Origin of the sequence: Marinimicrobium alkaliphilum (genome assembly GCF_003259155.1) — a bacterium.
In the GTDB taxonomy this organism is placed as follows: Bacteria; Pseudomonadota; Gammaproteobacteria; order Pseudomonadales; family Cellvibrionaceae; genus Marinimicrobium_A; species Marinimicrobium_A alkaliphilum.
On sequence record NZ_QGMQ01000011.1, the window covers coordinates 24,592 to 42,464 of the forward strand.

A 17,873-nucleotide genomic window follows, 5' to 3' on the forward strand; every position below is an offset into this window, starting at 1 on the left:
GTTGGATTACGGCGCAAAAGAGAGGTCGGTGCCTCAGGTGTCGGATTACGGCCTTCGGCCTAATCCGACCTACGGGAAACATCGTGCCATTGCTCAAGTAGGTCGGATTAGCGCAGCGTAATCCGACACATGAGGCACCCAATCCCAATAAAACACCGTGCCATTGTCCAAGTAGGTCGGATTAGCGCAGCGTAATCCGACACATGAGGCACCCAACCCTAAAAAAACCGCTCACTACCAACGCTTCGCGGCCTGTCGGTCTTTCTCCAGGGCCTCGATCCAGCGTTCGCCGAGGTCGGTTTCCTCTTTCTTCCAGAACGGCGCCCGGGTTTTCAGGTAATCCATCAAAAACTGCGCAGCCGCAAACGCATCCTCCCGATGCTGACTGGTCACACCCACCAGCACAATCTGGTCACCCAGGGTCAGACGCCCCACGCGATGGATCACCCGCACTTTCAGCAGACGCCATCGTTCCCGGGCTTCATCGACGATTTCCGTCAGCGCTTTTTCGGTCATCCCGGGGTAGTGTTCCAGGGTCAAGGCACTCACGTCAGTGTCGAGATTCATGTCCCGCACGCGCCCGACAAAAAACACGACGGCGCCAGCGCCGGTATCCTGGTGGGTCAGCGCCGCGTACTCAGCGCCCACATCAAAATCCCCGGTTTGCACGGTCACCGAGGGTTGCAGGGATTCAGACAAGTGCCGACGCCCCCCGCTGATAGTGACCCCGCCGTCCGCCGGATTTTTCCAACAGGCACAGGTCACTGATGGTCATGCCCATATCCACCGCTTTGCACATATCGTAGATGGTGAGCGCCGCGACGCTGGCGGCGGTCAGCGCCTCCATTTCGACACCGGTCTGTCCACGGAGTTTGCAGTAGCTATGTACCCATATCCGGCTCTGAGCCGTGTCAATATCGAACTCCACCGCCACCTTGCTCAGCGCCAACGGGTGGCATAGGGGAATCAGGTCCGCTGTTTTTTTTGCCGCCTGAATACCCGCGATACGCGCGGTCGCCAGTACATCACCTTTCTTCAGTGAATTGTCGACCACCTGCGCCAGAGTTTCCGGGCGCATACTGACCACCGCCTGAGCTCGCGCCTCGCGTACCGTGGCGTCCTTATCGGACACATCCACCATACTGGCGTTGCCCTGATTATCGATATGGGTCAAGCTCATTCAGCCAGCTTCCTCAGCACATAGTGCAAAATACCGCCATTGCGGAAGTAGTTAAATTCATTGGGTGTGTCGATACGCACTTTGGCTTCAAAGGTGATTGTATCGCCGCCCTCTTTCTTCGCGCTGACCGTGACGGTTTTGCTGTCCGGGTCCACCTTGGGAATATCAAAATGTTCCCGCCCCGTGAGCCCCAGCGACTCGACCGAATCACCACCGGTAAATTGTAACGGCAGTATACCCATGCCCACCAGGTTGGAGCGGTGAATACGCTCGTAACTTTCCGCAATGGCCGCACGCACACCCAGCAATGAGGGCCCTTTGGCCGCCCAATCCCGCGACGAGCCGGAACCATACTCTTTTCCCGCCAGCACAATCAAGGGCGTACCCGTTTTGCGGTAGTGCTCGGCGGCATCGTAGATGCTCATCACTTCATCCTCGGGCAAGAAGGTGGTCCAGCTGCCTTCGGTACCCGGTGCCATCTGGTTTTTCAACCGGACGTTGGCAAAGGTGCCACGCATCATGACTTCGTGATTGCCCCGGCGCGACCCATAGGAATTGAAATCCTTGGGTGACACTCCCCGCTCCTGTAAGTACTTGCCCGCCGGGCTATCCGGCATGATCGCACCGGCCGGGGAAATATGGTCGGTAGTAATACTGTCACCCACTTTAACCAGGCAGCGCCCACCCTCGATGGCCTCAACCTCAGCGGCCTCTTTTTGAATACCCTCAAAGAAAGGCGGTTTGCGCACATAGTCTGACTCTGGCCAGTTATACAGCTGACTGTCGTCGGCGGGCAGCGAGCGCCAATCGTCGTCGCCGCTGAAGACATCGGCGTACTTATCCGAAAACATCGCCGGCTCCAGGTTATCGGTAATCGCCTTCTGAATGTCCTGACCACTGGGCCAGATTTCCTTGAGGTACACCGGCTCGCCATTCTTGTCGAGACCCAGCGGTTCCTTGTTCAAATCCATGTTCATATTGCCCGCCAGGGCATAGGCCACCACCAGCGGCGGCGACGCCAGGTAGTTGGCTTTGACATCCGGGTGAATACGCCCCTCGAAATTGCGGTTGCCCGAAAGTACCGAAGTCACCAACAAATTACCCTTGTGAATAGCGTGTCCAATTTCATCGGGCAGTGGCCCGGAGTTACCGATACAGGTGGTACAGCCATAACCCACCAAATAAAAGCCCAGAGCCTCAAGATCTTCCAGTAAACCCGCCTTGACCAAGTAATCGGTCACCACTTTCGACCCGGGTGCCAAGCTGGTTTTTACCCAGGGCTTGCTCACCAGCCCACGCGCTCGGGCATTGCGCGCAAGAAGACCCGCGGCCATCAGTACCGCCGGATTGGAGGTGTTTGTACAGCTGGTAATCGCGGCGATGACCACGGCACCCTCGCGCAGTAAAAAGTCCTTACCCTGGTAGCTGACCTCGACCGCACCCTGCTCCGGCTCTACTTGGGCACCTACCGCGGCACTGCCACCCTCCGCCGCAAAGTCCGCAGCCGTGGTGGCGATGGTGTTCCGGTAATGCTCACTCTGCTCTTCCAACAGCTTGTGGAAGCTGCTCTTCGCCTGCTTGAGCGCAATCCGGTCCTGGGGCCGTTTCGGTCCAGCCAAAGACGGCTCCACTTTGCCCAGATCAAGGGTCAGCAGATCGCTGTATTCCGCCTCGGGTGTATTGTCATCATGCCAGAGTCCCATAGCCTCCATGTAGGCCTTGACCAAGGCCACCTGGTCTTTACTGCGGCCGGTAAACGTCAGGTAGTCCAGGGTCTGCTGATCCACCGGAAAGATGCCGCAGGTCGCACCGTACTCCGGTGCCATGTTGCCGATGGTGGCCCGATCCGCCAGGGTCAGGTTTTTCAGGCCCGGGCCAAAGAATTCAACGAACTTACCCACCACGCCGAGGTTGCGCAGCTTCTGGGTCACCGTGAGCACAAGATCCGTGGCGGTGGCCCCCTCCGGCAACTTGCCGGTGAACTTGAAGCCCACCACCTGCGGAATCAGCATTGAGATCGGCTGTCCCAGCATGGCGGCTTCCGCCTCGATGCCGCCTACCCCCCAGCCCAGTACACCCAGGCCATTGATCATGGTGGTGTGGGAGTCGGTACCCACCAGGGTGTCAGGATAAGCCAGGCGCTTGCCGTCCTTATCGACACTGAACACGCCCCGCGCCAGGTACTCCAGATTGACCTGATGCACGATGCCAGTGCCCGGCGGCACCACCTTGAAGTTGTCAAAGGCCTTCTGTCCCCAGCGCAAAAACTGGTAGCGCTCCCGGTTGCGCTCGATCTCTACCGCCGTATTCTTGCCGAGTGAATCGGCGCTCCCGTAGTGGTCCACCATCACCGAATGATCGATGACCAGCTCCACCGGCGACAGGGGGTTGATCTGCTCTGGCTTGCCCCCGAGCTGCTTGACCGCATCGCGCATGGCCGCCAGATCGACGATGGCGGGAACGCCGGTGAAATCCTGCAGTACCACCCGGGCGGGCACAAAAGCAATCTCCTGGGAGGGCTCAGCTTTGGGGTCCCACTGCGCCAGGGCGTCGATGTCCGACGGGCTGACAAAGTCTTCCCCCTCATGGCGCAGCAAGTTCTCCAGGAGGATTTTCAGCGAAAACGGCAGTTTATCCACCGGATACTTTTCCTGTAACCGGGTAAAGGGGTAGATGGTGTAGGTTTTACCCGCGACCTCTAACGACTCGCTCACTTGCCAGGATTTAGCCATGGTAACCTCACTGTGTTCGGTGGCTGGAGCGCCCGAATAAGGCGCAATCGGAATACTCTAAGCCTATGTCACAGTTGGCCATTTCGCCAGTTTCACCCCGGTTAAATTTGGCGCATTTTCAGTGGCTTGCGGTTCATAGGCTATACTCTGGATTTGGCCGCAAACACGCAGAGGTACGCATGCACAACCCACCGATTTTCCGTCGCTGGCCCGCCCGCAACCCGAACGTGATCCAGCTCTACTCCATGAACACGCCCAACGGCATCAAAGTCGCCTTGGCTCTGGAGGAGATGCACCTGGCCTATGAGCCTCACACGATCAATATTCTCGAGGGTCACCAGCACACCCCGGAATTCATGTCGATCAGCCCCAACGGCAAGATCCCCGCACTGTACGACCCGGATGGGCCAGACGACCACCCCATCAGCCTGATGGAATCCGCCGCCATTTTGCTCTATCTGAGTCGAAAAACCGGGGAGTACGCGCCTTTGGACGGCGCCGGGCGCAGCGCCTGCGAACAGTGGTTATTCTTCCAAATGGGGCATATTGGCCCCATGTTCGGCCAATTTGGGCACTTTTACGTCTACGCCAAAGACAAGTGCGACCACCCCTACCCCACGGACCGCTACGCCAAGGAAACCCGGCGGTTACTGGGCGTGCTGGAGCATCACCTGGCAGGCAGGCACTATATGCTGGGGGAGAGTTACAGTATCGTGGATATGAGCATCTGCCCGTGGGTGGAGTGCTTGAGCAGCTTCTATAAGGCGGAGGATTTTTTGCGCCTTGGGGATTTTATTGCCGTCAACGACTGGCTCGCACGCTGCACAGAACGCCCCGCCTACATAAAGGCCCGGGACGTCTGTGCGCTGCCGGAAACCAGCTCTACCTAGAAGGTATACACCAGGTTGGCATAGGTTGTGGTATCGGTGTTTTCCTTGCCGGGCGCCACATCGCTGTTGCGCTGCGCCTCAAACCCCACCCGCATCTGCATGGAATTGTTGATCCGGGCAGACACCGATGTATCGGACGTGGTCCGGGTATTGTCTTCGCCCGACTCCACAGCCAGCGTCTGACGGAAGGTGGCCGTTTCACTGATCACCCAGCGGTAGTTGACACCGGCGCGCAACAAAGCGCCCTCTTCGGTCTGGTACAAACCGTCTCCAAGCGCGGCGCGAGCGCGGAAGTAACCGGGACCCACCTCATAGTCAAACCGATGGCGCTCAGAATCGACCAGCCGGTCGCTATAACCCACAGCGACCGTCGTATATTCAACGTAGGAGCCGAACTGGTCATCGGTATAGGAACCATAGACAAACAGACTTTTGTAGTCCTCGGTCAATTTGTAACCACTGCGGGCCGAAAGATAATACCGCTCTGCAGTTTTTTCCGTGCTGCGCTCGCCATCCGGTAAGGTAATCACGTCCTCTTTGAAGCGCGCGCTGACCTGATACTGATTCTGCCAACGCTCCAAGTCCTGCTCGGCATTAAAGCGTCCGTTAAAGCTGGTGGTCTCGGTGTTGCCCGAGGTAATCAGAGCACCGAACTCCGCGGAGGCTGTCCAGGGGCTGTCGCGATCCTCTGCGGCGGCGCTGCTACTGATTGCGGCACCGGCAACGGCCAATGCACCAGTCATTAGGGTTTTGTACTTCATAAGGCTGAGTTTCCTTCTACTTCTACGGGATAATCATCGAAATTCGCCTATATGATAGCAGGATTAGAGCGATTTGCCGGGCCGTGTTAGAATGACGCAAATTTTGTACAGAGCCACTATGAGCACTCGCGCCACCGCCTCACCACTGCCACCTGCCCCACTGAGCCGCCGCTTCTGCGCAGCCCCGATGATGGACTGGTCAGATACCCATTGCCGTTACTTCTGGCGCCTGATGAGCCGGGAAACACTGCTATACACGGAAATGGTCACGACAGGTGCATTGATTCACGGCGACCGGGACTACCTGTTGCGCTATCACCCGGCCGAACAGCCCCTGGCGCTGCAACTGGGCGGCAGCGATCCGGACGACCTGGCCCGTTGTGCCCGTATGGCTCAGGACTATGGGTATGCCGAGGTTAACCTCAACTGCGGCTGCCCAAGCGATCGGGTGCAAAGCGGGCGCTTTGGCGCCTGCCTGATGGCCGACCCGGGGCTGGTGCGCGAGTGTATGGCCGCAATGATTGCCGCCGTGGATATTCCGGTCACTGTCAAACACCGTATCGGCATCGATGATATGGACGACTATGCCGGCCTGTACGAATTTGTCAAAACGGTGGCCGAGAGCGGTTGCGAGAGCTTTATTGTGCACGCCCGCAAGGCCTGGCTCAAAGGTTTGAGTCCCAAGGAGAATCGCACGGTGCCGCCTTTGCAGTACGACGCGGTAGCACGCCTGAAACAGGATTTTCCGTCCCTGGAAATCATCATCAACGGCGGTATCACGACCCTGGCCCAGTGTCAGAGCCTGCTGGATGACGTCGATGGTGTTATGCTGGGTCGCGAGATCTACAGTAACCCCTACTTGCTCGCCGATGTTGACCAAACCCTGTTTGGCCGCACAGAGGCCGCTCCAAGCCGCGCCCAGGTGATGCAGGCAATGATCGGCTATGCTGAGGAACAACTTGCACACGGTGTACGTCTCAGTCATATAACCCGCCATATATTGGGCCTCTACCAAGGACAGCCCCACGGGCGCAGTTTTCGGCGGGTGTTGAGTGAAAAGGCGCCGCGAGCCGGCGCCGGAACCGAAGTGATGGAAGAGGCCCTGGCCGCGGTTGAGAGCGGCTGACAACCAGAACGGCGCTGGCGCATTTATAATACAATTAGACGTAAAGACCTACGCACCCTATAATGGCCAGCTCCCAATACATGTCCTTTCGATAACCAACCAACAGGATTACTGCTGTGACTTCTAAACTGCAACAGCTCAAACAACTGACCGACGTGGTTGCCGACACCGGCGATATCGAGGCCATCCGCAAGTATCAGCCAATGGATGCCACCACCAACCCGTCGCTGCTGTACAAGGCCGCGCAAATGCCCGGCTACAAGGACCTGCTGAAGCAATCGCTGGCCGCTGCCAAAGCCGAAGGCCTGAGCGGTGATGCGCAAATCGCCTCGGCCTGCGATCACCTGGCCGTGGCTATCGGCCGTGAAATTCTGCAAATCATCCCGGGCCGCATCTCCACCGAAGTCGATGCCCGTTTGTCATTTGATACTGACGCAAGTATCAAAAAAGCTCACCACCTGATTGAGCTCTACGACAAAGCCGGTATCGAGCGCTCGCGCGTGTTGATCAAACTGGCCTCTACCTGGGAAGGCATCAAAGCCGCTGAAAAACTGGAAAAAGAAGGGATCAACTGCAACCTGACCCTGCTGTTCAGCTTCAACCAGGCAGCCGCCTGTGCTGACGCCGGTGCCTTCCTGATTTCGCCGTTCGTTGGCCGGATTCTGGACTGGTACAAAAAGGCCGAAGGCAAGGATTCTTATGCCCCCCATGAAGACCCGGGTGTGGTGTCGGTGCGCCAGATTTACAACTACTACAAACAGCAGGGCTTCAAGACTGTCGTTATGGGGGCGAGCTTCCGCAATACCGGCGAGATCGAAGCGCTGGCCGGTTGCGACCGTCTGACCATCAGCCCGCAGTTGCTGGAAGAGTTGGAAGCCGATAACGGTAAGCTTGAGCGTGTACTCAACCCGGATAGTACCGGCGAGAAAATTGCCGAGCTGCATGAAAGCGAATCAGCCTTCCGCTTTGGCCTGAATGATGACCCGATGGCGACCGAGAAGTTGGCCGAAGGGATCCGGAATTTCGCCAAAGATCAGGTGAATCTGGAAAACTATCTGAAGCGGAACGTGTAAGCATTGCGTTCGGAAGCGCCCCGGGGTTTTCGCGGGCGCTTTTTTGGTTCGGTGCCTCAGGTGTCGGATTACGCCCTCTGGGCTAATCCGACCTACTGAAAAAACTGTGCCATTGCTTTGGATGGGTGCGTTTTTGTCGGATTACGCGCTTCGCGCTGATCCGGCCTACTGGGGGCAGCGTGCCAATGTTTGAGTAGGTCGGATTAGCCGTCGGCGTAATCCGACACCTGAGGCAACTTACTCCCCTACGACTCCCAACTTAATTGTTTTCCAGCATCTGCACCAGATTGCGGAACGTCTTTTTATTCTCGTCGTTCAGGCTCATCAATACCTTATGCGCCTCAATCACCTTATCGCGCACATCATTTTCCTGATCGGTATTCTCCTCCAGCGGCTTCAACGGTTGCACCGGGGTATCCAGATCATCGACGATGGTAAAGATCTCCTCAAACCCCATGCTTCTCAGCAGGCGGTTGATGCTCGGATTGGTCGATAGCACCAACGGCTTAATACCGTGCTCTTCATCGCCCTGCAAGGAAATTTTGGCCATCAATCCCAGCGTCGTACTGTCGATCGCCTCCACTTCTGACAGGTCAAACAGAACCGTCGAGAAATGCTTCTCGGCAAACATGGTATCGATGAATTGATCAAAGGAAATACACAGAGTCAGGCGCACGTCACCCGTCATTTTGATGACGTAGACGCCTTTATGATCGGCAACCAAGATTTTACCGGGCTGCATACCTATTGTCCTCTGGCTATCGTCATGATCGCAATATCGTCGGGCGTGTCGGTCTGATCCTTCACGCCCAGCTTTGCACGAATTGATTTCAGGCTGCCGCCGTACTTGGCCATCAAAGTCAGCAACAGGGCTTCTTTTTCGTCAAGCGAAGGTGGCTTCAGCAGCTCCAATATCCCATCGGAAAAACAGGTCAGACTGAAAGCCTCTGGCAGCTGGCGTTCATAGACCTGCCACTGAGCATCCTTGAAAATACCCGCGGGCTTACCTTGTCCTTCCAGGTACTCCGCCTCTCCATTGACACACAAAATTGGCATGGGTAGCTGCCCCGCCACGGCATAGCGTAATACCCCCGTGTGCGTGTCTATGACTCCGACAAACAAGCTCATGTGGTGGTTCAACCGGGTCTCATTGAGCTCCCGGTTAATATCCTGAAGCATGATGTTGGCGCCGTCACGAAACGAGGCCTCATCGCCAAACAGCCCCTCTTCACGCACCATTCGCGTGACAGTATGCTTCAGCCAGATGGTGACAAACGCCGACGACGCCCCATGACCGGAAACATCCGCCAAGTAAAATGCCAGGTAGCGGCGCTGAATGTACGCATAGTCAATAAAGTCGCCGCTCAGGTAAAGCGAGGGGGCGATATGGTGGTTGGCAGAGTAGCCGCCGGGCGTAGCCAGTGGTTTGGGCAGTAAGCGGCGCTGCACTTGCAAACCCGCCATTTGATCCCGCTCAAGCAGCCGCAGATTTTCCACCAGCTCGCGGTTTGTGGTTTCCAGCTGTTCGCGGTAGCGTCTATTCTCGCGTAGCAGGTCGCGCCGCTCTACTGCCTTATGGACAGAGTGCACCAGCATCTCCATGTCCACAATGGGTTTGATCAGGTAGTCGCTGGCGCCCAGTCGAAGTGCGTCAACCACATCGCCCATCACCCCCGCACCGGAAACAACAATCACAGGGGTGTCAGGCGATTGCTGCTGAATCTTCTGGATTACACTCAAACCATCCATGCCCGGCATACGCAGATCGGTAATGACCAGGTCGGGGGAGTGCTCGCCAAACAGCTTGAGCCCGCTCGGGCCGTCGCCGGCCTCGATCACGTCAAAACCGCTGTCTTCCAGGTAAGTGAGGATACTTTGCCGCACGGGCGTATCATCATCAATGATCAGCAGTTTGCCGTGTTGATCGGTCATCGCTAGGGGGCCAGGCGCCGGTGTTGAATTAAAGGCCACTACACTACTCCCTTGCCCCGCGTTCCGCAATCCCCAAAATGGCGCTAAAAGTCGAACTCATCCGGGTCATCCTCATCGCCGAAATCGTCATAATCCCCATAGTCGCCATAATCACCGAAATCATCAAAACCGGCACCAAAATCGTCCTCGACTTCACCATCGTGGATCAGGAAATGACGCCGCTGAAGATAAGCGTCACGGATAAAGGTGTAGCGATCGCCGGAAATGGCTTTTTCGATATCGAGCAGACCCGCCCGAGCATGAAAATAACTGTAGACCACTGTCGAGTTGCGGGTGCGGGTATGGTCAATATAGGTGATGGGATCGGTGTACCACTCCACAGGCAATGCCAGGGTATCGCGCAGGGTGCTTGGGCCGAGCACCGGCAACACCATATAGGGGCCCTGCCCTGTGCCCCAGACCGCCAGGGTCTGACCGAAGTCTTCTCGGTCACGTCGTTCGAGGCCTACATGCCGAGCGACATCAAAAATCCCCGCCAGGCCCACGGTGGAGTTGACTACAAAGCGTCCGGTACTGTTGCCGGCATGCCCGGGCTTAGCCTGAAGCAGGCCGTTGAGGGCGCTGGGGACCTCACCGATATTGGAGAACACATTGGTGACCCCGCGGCGCAGCGCACGAGGGGTCACGGCGACATAGGCCCGCGCGACCGGCCGGACCACCCAGCGGTCCCCGAACTCGTTAACCGCAAAGACCTTGCGGTTGAGTCCCTCCCAGGGATCTTCATCATCATAGGCCAGTGCCGGAGCACCCACCAGTGACAGCAATAACAGTACCGCTGGGCCTATCGCCCACTGCTTGAGATATGTGCGCATTGCTCGGGATTCTCCGCTGGGTGGCCCCCTGGGCCGTCGGGGTTAACCGCGCACTTTACCGAATCCCGGCAAGGGTCACAATCTATCGGCGCATTTTACTACCTAAAAGCGATACACCAGGCCAGCCGACAAGCCGGTCGCCGTGTCGCCGGCAGAACCGGGAGGATTCGCCGTAGTCGGCACTCTCCACGGGGTGAGCGCAGCACTATCGTCGTTGTTGGTAATGCCCAGGTTGGCATAGGTATAGAGGCCCTGCGCGAGTGCGTGATTGACCCCCACCACCAGCATCATCGAATCACTGTCATCCAGCTCGCCCGCTCGGTAGAAAAGTGTCCCACGGACATCGGTGCTCTGGTTCAGTCGATAAACGGCACCGCCACCCAGGGTATCGCTAGTATAGGCGTCATCGACGTCGTGACTGACGTTCTGGTAGAAACCCATCAAGCGCATGTCGGCGTTGAGCTGATAAGAGGCCGCCAAACGCAAACCTTCGCGCTCACCGCCGCCGGCATCCTCGCCCCAGGCCTCATAGGCGCCGGCGATATGCCAGCTATCGGTGCGGTAGTTGGCGGCGAAACTGACGACAGATGAGTCTTCCCCATCCTCGACACGACTGCCCTGATTCATCGAATAGGCGATGTCGAACTGCAGATCACCAAAGCGGGGGGTCTGATAAGCCAGGGTATTGGACGTGCGCTCGTCCAGCTGGCCGTTGGCCGCTGCACTGCCGGGCACCCGGGTAATACTGCGAATATCGCCCAGTTGATTGGGGAAGAGGTTGGCCGGTCCCCGGGCGGCTTTGAACGGCGTGTCGAAATGGCCGACACGCACCATCCCGAAATCGCCCCGCAAGCCGACGAAGGTATTCCGGCGCACGGTGAAGGCCGTCCCCGTATCCATATCAACGCCCTGCTCCAGTTGCGCCAGCAACGTGTAATTTCCGAGATCACGGTTCGCACGAAAGCCCAGATTGGAGGCGCGGCTGGCCATATTGAGTTCTGAATAGTCGTTGCCGTCATCCAGTAGCTCCAAGGCCACATGGATATAACCGTACACCTGAACATCAGCCGCTTGAACAGCAGGCATGACACCAACCAGAGCCAGCGGCAATAGCATTTTCTTCATCGGTTTCCCTCGCTCCTGAACGCTGTGTCTCAGCGCTTATTGTCATGAAATTGTCACATCCCATTATAGCGAGAGTTTCCCTGGCTGCCAGGGCATACGCCACAAAAAAAGGGCTCGCCTGAGCGAGCCCTTTCGACACTACCCCGAAAGGTCTAGAAGTCGTAGCGCAGCCCCAAGGACAGGCCACTATTGGTCTCACCGGCGGTACCACCCGGCCCGGCACTGCGCGCTTGCGACCAGGGCGTCAGGTTGACGGCATCATCGTTGTCAGCCATCGCATAGTTGGCATACACGCGCACTGAACGATCCAGGCGGTGCTCGATACCGACGGCAATCAGGCTGGTGTCGCTATCGTCCAGATCGCCACTGCGCTGCAGAAAGTGGCCTTTGAGGGCCGTTTGCGGCGCCAGTTTGAACTCGGCACCCAGGCCGAAGACATCGCTGGTCCAGGCGTCATTTTCTTCATGATTGGCGCTCTGGAAGAAACCTACCAACTTGAAATCACCGGTGAGTTGGTAGCCAGCCGCGAGGCGCAGCGCGTCACGCTCACCGCGACCGTGATCTTCGCCCCAAGCCTCGTAGGCAACCGCCAGATCCAGACCGCCCGCCGCGTAGGTGGCGGACAAGCTGACAGCTTCATCCTTGGCGCCTTCTTCCTTAGAGCTGCCATCGTTGACTGAGTAAGCAATATTGAATTGCAGATCGCCCATTTTCGGCGTCTGGTAGTGAATGGTGTTATTCGGGCGCTCGTCAAAACGACCGTTGCCAGCGCGGGTCAGGTTACGCATGTCACCCACCTGATCACCAAACAGATTCGCGGGACCGCGGGCACGCTTGAAGGGGCTATCAAACTGACCGATACGCAGCATACCAAAGTCGCCGCGCAGGCCGACGAAGGTATCGCGGTTGCTGACAAAGGCGCCGCCTGTGTCGTAGTCGATCTGGGACTCAATCTGCATGATGGCGGTCATGCCGTTTTCCAGATCCTTATTGGCACGAAAACCCAAGCGCGATGAGTTACTGGAAATGTTCAGTTCCGAGTAGTCAGCGCCGTCGTCGAGCAAATCCAGAGAGACGTGAGCGCGACCGTAAACGCTGACATCAGCCATCGCGGTCAACGGCATGGCAGCGGCAAGAGCCAGCGGCAACAGTGCTTTTTTCATAGGAGCTATCCCCTTAAGTGTCAGTGATTTTCTGCTTTTAAACAACAGCTGAATCCGTTGTTATGGCGCGTATGATGCGACTTATTTGTTGCAAAAAAATGACACTTGGGGGATTGCTTTCAATTATCCAGAATTTCCTGCCAGAGCTTGTTCAGACGTTTCGTGGATACGGGCATGCGGGTCTTCAGGGTCTGGGCAAAAAGCGACACTCGCAACTCTTCCAGGCGCCAGCGGAAGTCCATCAGCCTGGGGTCAAGCCACAACTGATGCTCTCCCTCTTTGTTCAGGTAGGCCTCCAGGCGCTCCCGCTGGGTGGTCAGTTCATTGATTCCCAGGCGATCTTTGTGGGGATCCCGCTGCGCCCGCTCCAGGCGGGCGTCAATGGCCTTGAGATAACGCGGGTACTGCTCGAGCCAGTCTTGCGGCGTGTCGTACACCATACCGGCGTAAAACAACCCCGCCAGTTGCCGGTTGATATCACCCACCGTCAGCGCCAGAGCCAAGGCGTTCTTGTTCTGTTTGATCGATTTTTTGATCCCCACCAGCGCCTTCAGGCTGGTCGCCAGGACATCGGCGAGGCGCTGGGCCTGAGCGGTGACCCGGTTACTGCCCTCAGCCAGGCATCGATCGAAGGCTTCTCGGGTGCGTGGCAGCTCCCCGCCGGACAGGCAGACCTGGGCAAAAGCCGCCATCATCAGGTCGTCCGCCACCCGATCGCGCTTACCCATCGTGGTCACCGCGAGTGCAAGCTCCTGCCCCTTGAGCAACTCCTTACGCAGATACTTTGCGGTCACCGCCGACTCAAGCACCAGTAAACGGGTAATGCCCTTGCGGCTCAGGTACTGCGCTTCACGCGGGTCATCCAGCACTTCCAGGTCAACGCTGTCGCCTTTGTCGATCAGCGCCGGATAGGCGCGAATACTCAGGCCACCGCGCTTGAGTTCCACTTTTTCGGGCAGCGTAGCGAAATCCCAGCCGGTCAGCCCCTGCTGCTCAATGCCGGTCGCGGCTGACTGGATGTTGGCCTGGACTTTTTCCCGGTAGCGCTCGCGCAACGGTTGCAGCGCACGACCGCTGTCGATCACCTTGCCGCTCTCGTCCAGTACCTGCAGGTTGATCCGGTAAAAATCATCCAGGCTGTCCTCGGCCCAGGCGTCGTCGGGCACCTCAATGCCGGTGTGACGCTTAAGCTGATGGCCCAGCGCCTCGGTCAAGGGGGTGTTATCGGGGGCCATTGCCGCCAGTGCCTTGTCCACCACATCCGGCACGGGCACAAAGTGCTTGCGGAGGTTTTTGGGCAGACTCTTGACCAGACCGATACATTTGTCGCGCAAAAGCCCGGGCACCAGCCACTGCAAGCGGTGCTCCGGAACCTGATGCAGAAGACTCACCGGGACTTTCAGGTTGACGCCGTCATTCTCGTGCCCAGGCTCAAAATGGTACTCCAGTGGAAAACTGATCCCTTTGTAAGTCAACTCATCGGGGAACTGGACCTCGGTGACATCGCCGGCATCGTGGCGCATCAGCTGTTCCCGGCGAATGAACAACAGCTCGGGATTATCCGCCTCCGCCTGCTGACGCCACTTCTCAAAGGCGGCACGCGTGATCACATCGTCGGGCAGGCGCTCATCGTAGAAGTCGTACACCACCTGTTCATCGACGATAATATCCCGGCGCCGGGATTTCGCTTCCAGGTCGTGCAATTCTTCAAGCAAACGCCGGTTATGACGGAAAAATTCCCCCACCTGCTCACGGCTGCGCTGCTTGGCATAGCGCCCCTCCACCAGGGCCGAGCGGATGAACACTTCGCGGCAGGCGGCCGCATCGATCTTGCTGAAATCCACAGACTGCTTCTCGACCAGGGTCAGGCCGTAGAGAGTAACTTTTTCGTAGCCTTTGACCCGGCCCGTACGGGCGTCGTAGTGAGGCTCAAAGTGATTGCGCTTGACCAGGTGTTCGGCGGCGTGCAGGGCCCATTGCGGGTCAATCTTTGCCACCGTGTGAGCGTACAGGCGTGACGTTTCCAGCAGCTCCGCCGCCATCAGCCACTTGGGCGTTTTCTTGAACTGGGATGAACCGGGGAAAATCATGAATTTGCGGTTGCGCGCACCCAGATATTCCCGGTCTTCAGTATTCATGCCGAGATTACCCAGCAGACCGGTGACCAGCGCCCGATGCAACTTTTCATAGCTGGCCGGCTCCGGGTTATCCTTGAGTTTGAGTGCCTTGACGGCGATGCGCAGCTGGTGATGCACATCGCGCCACTCGCGCCAGCGCAAATAAGAGAGAAATTCTTTTTTACACAGCTTGCGAAACTGGTTTTGCGAGAGTGCCTGGCGCTGCTCTTCCATGTAATCCCAAAGATTTACCAGGGACAGAAAATCTGACTCCTCATGCCAGAAGCGCCGATGCATCTGATCCGCATGTTGTTGCTTGTCGGCGGGTCGCTCGCGCGGGTCCTGCACTGACAGCGCGCTGATAATAATCAACACTTCGCGCACGCACTCTTGCCCATTGGCCGCAATCAACATGCGCGCCAGGCGGGGATCAACCGCCAATTGCGTCAGCTGTTTTCCAATAGCCGTCAGGCGACCTCGCGGATCGACCGCCTGCAACTCTTCAAGCAGCTTGTAGCCATCGTTGATCAGACGCCGATCCGGTGGATCGACAAAGGGAAAATCGTGGATGCTACCCATACGCATCTGCAGCATCTGCAGAATGACCGCCGCCAGGTTGGTGCGCAGAATTTCCGCATCGGTAAACTCGGGGCGCGAGAGAAAATCGTCCTCGCTGTACAAACGGATACAGATACCTTCAGCCACCCGCCCACAGCGGCCTTTACGCTGGTTGGCACTGGCCTGAGAGATGGGCTCGATAGGCAGGCGTTGCACCTTGGTGCGGTAACTGTAGCGACTCAGCCGAGCATAGCCGGGGTCAATCACATAGCGAATGCCCGGCACGGTAATGGAGGTTTCCGCCACGTTGGTGGCCAGCACCACGCGCCGGCCTTTGTGGGGAGCAAACACTTTCTGCTGTTCTGCCAGGCTGAGCCGGGCATACAAGGGGAGCACCTCAAAGTGCCGAAAATCGGCCTTGCGAATCCGCTTGGCAGCTTCGCGAATATCCCGCTCGCCGCTCATAAAAACCAGAATGTCGCCCCCACGTTTACCCTGCTCACGCTCGTGCCGCTCGATCTCATCAATGGCATCGATGATCGGCTGGTAGCTGTCATCATCATCGTCGTCGCGGTTTTCGGCTGGCCGGTACCAGACATCGACCGGATAGGTACGCCCAGAGACTTCGATAACGGGGGCATTATCAAAGTGCTTGGAAAAACGCTCCACATCAATGGTTGCCGACGTGATGATGAGTTTCAGGTCCGGGCGTTTGGGTAACAACTGTTTGAGGTAACCCAACAGAAAATCAATGTTGAGGCTGCGCTCGTGGGCCTCGTCGATAATCAGGGTGTCATAGCGATTGAGAAAAGGGTCGTTCTGAATTTCAGCCAGCAGGATCCCGTCTGTCATCACTTTGATGAGCGTGTGATCGCTGGATTGATCGGTAAAACGCACCTGATAGCCCACCAGCTGCCCCAGCGGGGTTTTCAGTTCCTCGGCAATCCGGTTGGCGACAGTATTGGCGGCGATACGTCTCGGCTGGGTATGACCGACCATGCCTTTGACACCGCGTCCGAGTTCGAGGCAGATTTTGGGAATCTGGGTGGTTTTGCCCGAGCCGGTTTCGCCCGCCAGCACCACCACCTGATGATCGCGGATCAGCGCCGCGATTTTTTCTTTCTGCTCGGTGACCGGGAGCACCGGGTACTCGATCGGTGTTGGCAGGCGCTCGCGCCGTTGCTGGTGCTGCTGTAGCGACGCCTCGCAGTCTTTGTGCCATTTGGCCAGCGCGCGGTCGTAGGGCTTGCCGTCCCGCTGCTTTTGCTGAAGTCCGCGCAGACGGCTGCTCAGGCGCTGACGGTCTTTGGTCATCACCTGCTCGAGGGCCTGTTCGAGGGGCTTCCAGTCGGTGGTGGCGGTGTCGGACATAGGGGCAGTGTGGCCGGGGTTGTGAATTCGGGCCGGTATGATAGCAAGTTTGGGGTAGGTGTGCCGAATAGGGGTGTTAATGCGATGTGGGTATTATTGAGAGTAGGGTTTTGCCGGGGTTTGGCTGCCTCAGGTGTCGGATTACGGCTTCGCCTAATCCGACCTACTCAAACAATGGCACCTTGTTTCCCCGGGTCGGATTAGCCCGCAGGGCGTAATCCGACAGTGAGGCACCCAACCCCAACAAACACCACGTAGTGTCCCGTAGGTCGGATTAGCCCGCAGGGCGTAATCCGACAGTGAGGCACCCAACCCCAACAAATACCACGTTGCGTCCCGTAGGTCGGATTAGCCCGCAGGGCGTAATCCGACAGTAAGGCACCCAAGCCCGACAAATGGACCGCTGTTCCCTGATTGTCGGATGACGGCGTCGCCTAATCCGATCGACTCAACTCAATCCAACAAACTGCGCAGCATCCACGCGGTTTTTTCGTGCAACTGAATTCGCTGGGTCAACAAATCGGCGGTCGCCTCATCACTCGCTTTATCCGCCGTCGGGAAAATCGAGCGCGCTGTGCGCACTACCGCCTCGTGGCCTTCGACCAGGATACGAACCATCTCCGTGGCCTTGGGCACGCCCTCCTCTTCCTCAATGCTGCTCAACGCCACGAATTGCTTGTAGGTGCCCGGAGCCGGAAAACCAATCGAGCGAATACGTTCGGCAATCACATCAACCGCGTCAGCCAGCTCGACGTAGTGCTGCTCAAACATCAGATGCAGCGTCTGGAACATCGGCCCGGTAACATTCCAATGAAAATTGTGGGTTTTCAAATACAGGGTGTAGCTGTCGGCCAGCAGGTGGGACAAACCTTGTGCAATCGCTTCGCGATCCTGTTTATCAATGCCAATATCAATATCCATAACAACACGTCTCTCAGATACAATGGATGTGGCATTCCATGTTAGCAGGCGC

At 57.5% G+C, this 17,873-nt stretch carries 14 protein-coding genes; 3 read left to right on the plus strand and 11 right to left on the minus strand.

The genetic code is table 11. The annotated features are described in order from the left end of the window. Positions 1-234: 234 nt before the first annotated feature. From moaE to acnA, 3 genes are read right to left on the minus strand one after another with little or no spacing between them, the layout of a single operon-like run. Positions 235-699 (minus strand): molybdopterin synthase catalytic subunit MoaE, encoded by a 465-nt coding sequence (gene moaE, locus DKW72_RS15215; RefSeq protein ID WP_269777902.1) that lies wholly within the window; start codon positions 697-699, stop codon positions 235-237. Then, complete coding sequence (gene moaC / locus DKW72_RS15220) at positions 692-1,180, minus strand: cyclic pyranopterin monophosphate synthase MoaC (RefSeq protein WP_111643251.1); 489 nt, start codon at positions 1,178-1,180, stop codon at positions 692-694. Before moaC ends, moaE begins: the two co-directional genes overlap by 8 nt. Next, positions 1,177-3,912 (minus strand): aconitate hydratase AcnA, encoded by a 2,736-nt coding sequence (acnA, locus tag DKW72_RS15225; RefSeq protein WP_111643252.1) that lies wholly within the window; start codon positions 3,910-3,912, stop codon positions 1,177-1,179. Before acnA ends, moaC begins: the two co-directional genes overlap by 4 nt. 179 nt (positions 3,913-4,091) lie before the next feature. Here acnA and DKW72_RS15230 point away from each other — a divergent pair, with 179 nt between their 5' ends. Beyond that, complete coding sequence (locus tag DKW72_RS15230) at positions 4,092-4,802, plus strand: glutathione S-transferase N-terminal domain-containing protein (protein WP_111643253.1); 711 nt, start codon at positions 4,092-4,094, stop codon at positions 4,800-4,802. Here DKW72_RS15230 and DKW72_RS15235 read toward each other — a convergent pair. Continuing rightward, the gene (locus DKW72_RS15235) at positions 4,799-5,563 is read right to left on the minus strand and encodes a DUF481 domain-containing protein (RefSeq protein WP_111643254.1); all 765 of its coding nucleotides are present in this window, start codon (positions 5,561-5,563) and stop codon (positions 4,799-4,801) included. The genes DKW72_RS15230 and DKW72_RS15235 overlap by 4 nt on opposite strands. Positions 5,564-5,681: 118 nt before the next feature. On the opposite strand from DKW72_RS15235, the gene dusA reads away from it, so the two are divergent. Both dusA and tal read left to right on the plus strand, forming a co-directional pair. Continuing rightward, on the plus strand, positions 5,682-6,689 hold the full coding sequence (dusA, locus tag DKW72_RS15240) for a tRNA dihydrouridine(20/20a) synthase DusA (protein ID WP_111643255.1): 1,008 nt from the start codon (positions 5,682-5,684) through the stop codon (positions 6,687-6,689). 116 nt (positions 6,690-6,805) lie between these two features. Beyond that, a complete protein-coding gene (gene tal, locus DKW72_RS15245; RefSeq protein ID WP_111643256.1) occupies positions 6,806-7,762 on the plus strand; it encodes a transaldolase in 957 nt (318 codons plus the stop codon). Between the two features lie 259 nt (positions 7,763-8,021). On the opposite strand, the gene DKW72_RS15250 is transcribed toward tal, so the two are convergent. From DKW72_RS15250 to DKW72_RS15280, 7 genes are all read right to left on the minus strand, one after another. Further along, complete coding sequence (locus DKW72_RS15250; RefSeq protein ID WP_111643257.1) at positions 8,022-8,504, minus strand: STAS domain-containing protein; 483 nt, start codon at positions 8,502-8,504, stop codon at positions 8,022-8,024. 2 nt (positions 8,505-8,506) lie between these two features. Next, the gene (locus tag DKW72_RS15255; RefSeq protein WP_111643258.1) at positions 8,507-9,694 is read right to left on the minus strand and encodes a response regulator; all 1,188 of its coding nucleotides are present in this window, start codon (positions 9,692-9,694) and stop codon (positions 8,507-8,509) included. 83 nt (positions 9,695-9,777) lie between these two features. After that, on the minus strand, positions 9,778-10,566 hold the full coding sequence (locus tag DKW72_RS15260) for an MlaA family lipoprotein (RefSeq protein WP_111643259.1): 789 nt from the start codon (positions 10,564-10,566) through the stop codon (positions 9,778-9,780). A 102-nt stretch (positions 10,567-10,668) separates the two neighbouring features. After that, a complete protein-coding gene (locus DKW72_RS15265) occupies positions 10,669-11,691 on the minus strand; it encodes a porin (RefSeq protein ID WP_111643260.1) in 1,023 nt (340 codons plus the stop codon). Between the two features lie 152 nt (positions 11,692-11,843). Then, positions 11,844-12,854: a porin gene (locus DKW72_RS15270; protein WP_111643261.1), complete on the minus strand. Its 1,011-nt coding sequence runs from the start codon at positions 12,852-12,854 to the stop codon at positions 11,844-11,846. 119 nt (positions 12,855-12,973) lie between these two features. Further along, a complete protein-coding gene (gene hrpA, locus DKW72_RS15275; protein WP_111643262.1) occupies positions 12,974-16,900 on the minus strand; it encodes an ATP-dependent RNA helicase HrpA in 3,927 nt (1,308 codons plus the stop codon). 453 nt (positions 16,901-17,353) lie between these two features. Then, the gene (locus DKW72_RS15280) at positions 17,354-17,821 is read right to left on the minus strand and encodes a Dps family protein (RefSeq protein WP_111643263.1); all 468 of its coding nucleotides are present in this window, start codon (positions 17,819-17,821) and stop codon (positions 17,354-17,356) included. Between the last annotated feature and the right edge of the window lie 52 nt (positions 17,822-17,873).

What these genes read in the sequence shown, in the direction of transcription:
- DKW72_RS15270 (WP_111643261.1), bottom strand. Translation starts at nt 12,854, where the DNA reads ATGAAAAAAGCACTGTTGCCGCTGGCTCTTGCCGCTGCCATGCCGTTG.
- dusA (WP_111643255.1), top strand. Translation starts at nt 5,682, where the DNA reads ATGAGCACTCGCGCCACCGCCTCACCACTGCCACCTGCCCCACTGAGC.
- moaC (WP_111643251.1), bottom strand. Translation starts at nt 1,180, where the DNA reads ATGAGCTTGACCCATATCGATAATCAGGGCAACGCCAGTATGGTGGAT.
- DKW72_RS15250 (WP_111643257.1), bottom strand. Translation starts at nt 8,504, where the DNA reads ATGCAGCCCGGTAAAATCTTGGTTGCCGATCATAAAGGCGTCTACGTC.
- DKW72_RS15255 (WP_111643258.1), bottom strand. Translation starts at nt 9,694, where the DNA reads ATGACCGATCAACACGGCAAACTGCTGATCATTGATGATGATACGCCC.
- hrpA (WP_111643262.1), bottom strand. Translation starts at nt 16,900, where the DNA reads ATGTCCGACACCGCCACCACCGACTGGAAGCCCCTCGAACAGGCCCTC.
- DKW72_RS15265 (WP_111643260.1), bottom strand. Translation starts at nt 11,691, where the DNA reads ATGAAGAAAATGCTATTGCCGCTGGCTCTGGTTGGTGTCATGCCTGCT.
- DKW72_RS15280 (WP_111643263.1), bottom strand. Translation starts at nt 17,821, where the DNA reads ATGGATATTGATATTGGCATTGATAAACAGGATCGCGAAGCGATTGCA.
- acnA (WP_111643252.1), bottom strand. Translation starts at nt 3,912, where the DNA reads ATGGCTAAATCCTGGCAAGTGAGCGAGTCGTTAGAGGTCGCGGGTAAA.
- DKW72_RS15235 (WP_111643254.1), bottom strand. Translation starts at nt 5,563, where the DNA reads ATGAAGTACAAAACCCTAATGACTGGTGCATTGGCCGTTGCCGGTGCC.
- DKW72_RS15260 (WP_111643259.1), bottom strand. Translation starts at nt 10,566, where the DNA reads ATGCGCACATATCTCAAGCAGTGGGCGATAGGCCCAGCGGTACTGTTA.
- DKW72_RS15230 (WP_111643253.1), top strand. Translation starts at nt 4,092, where the DNA reads ATGCACAACCCACCGATTTTCCGTCGCTGGCCCGCCCGCAACCCGAAC.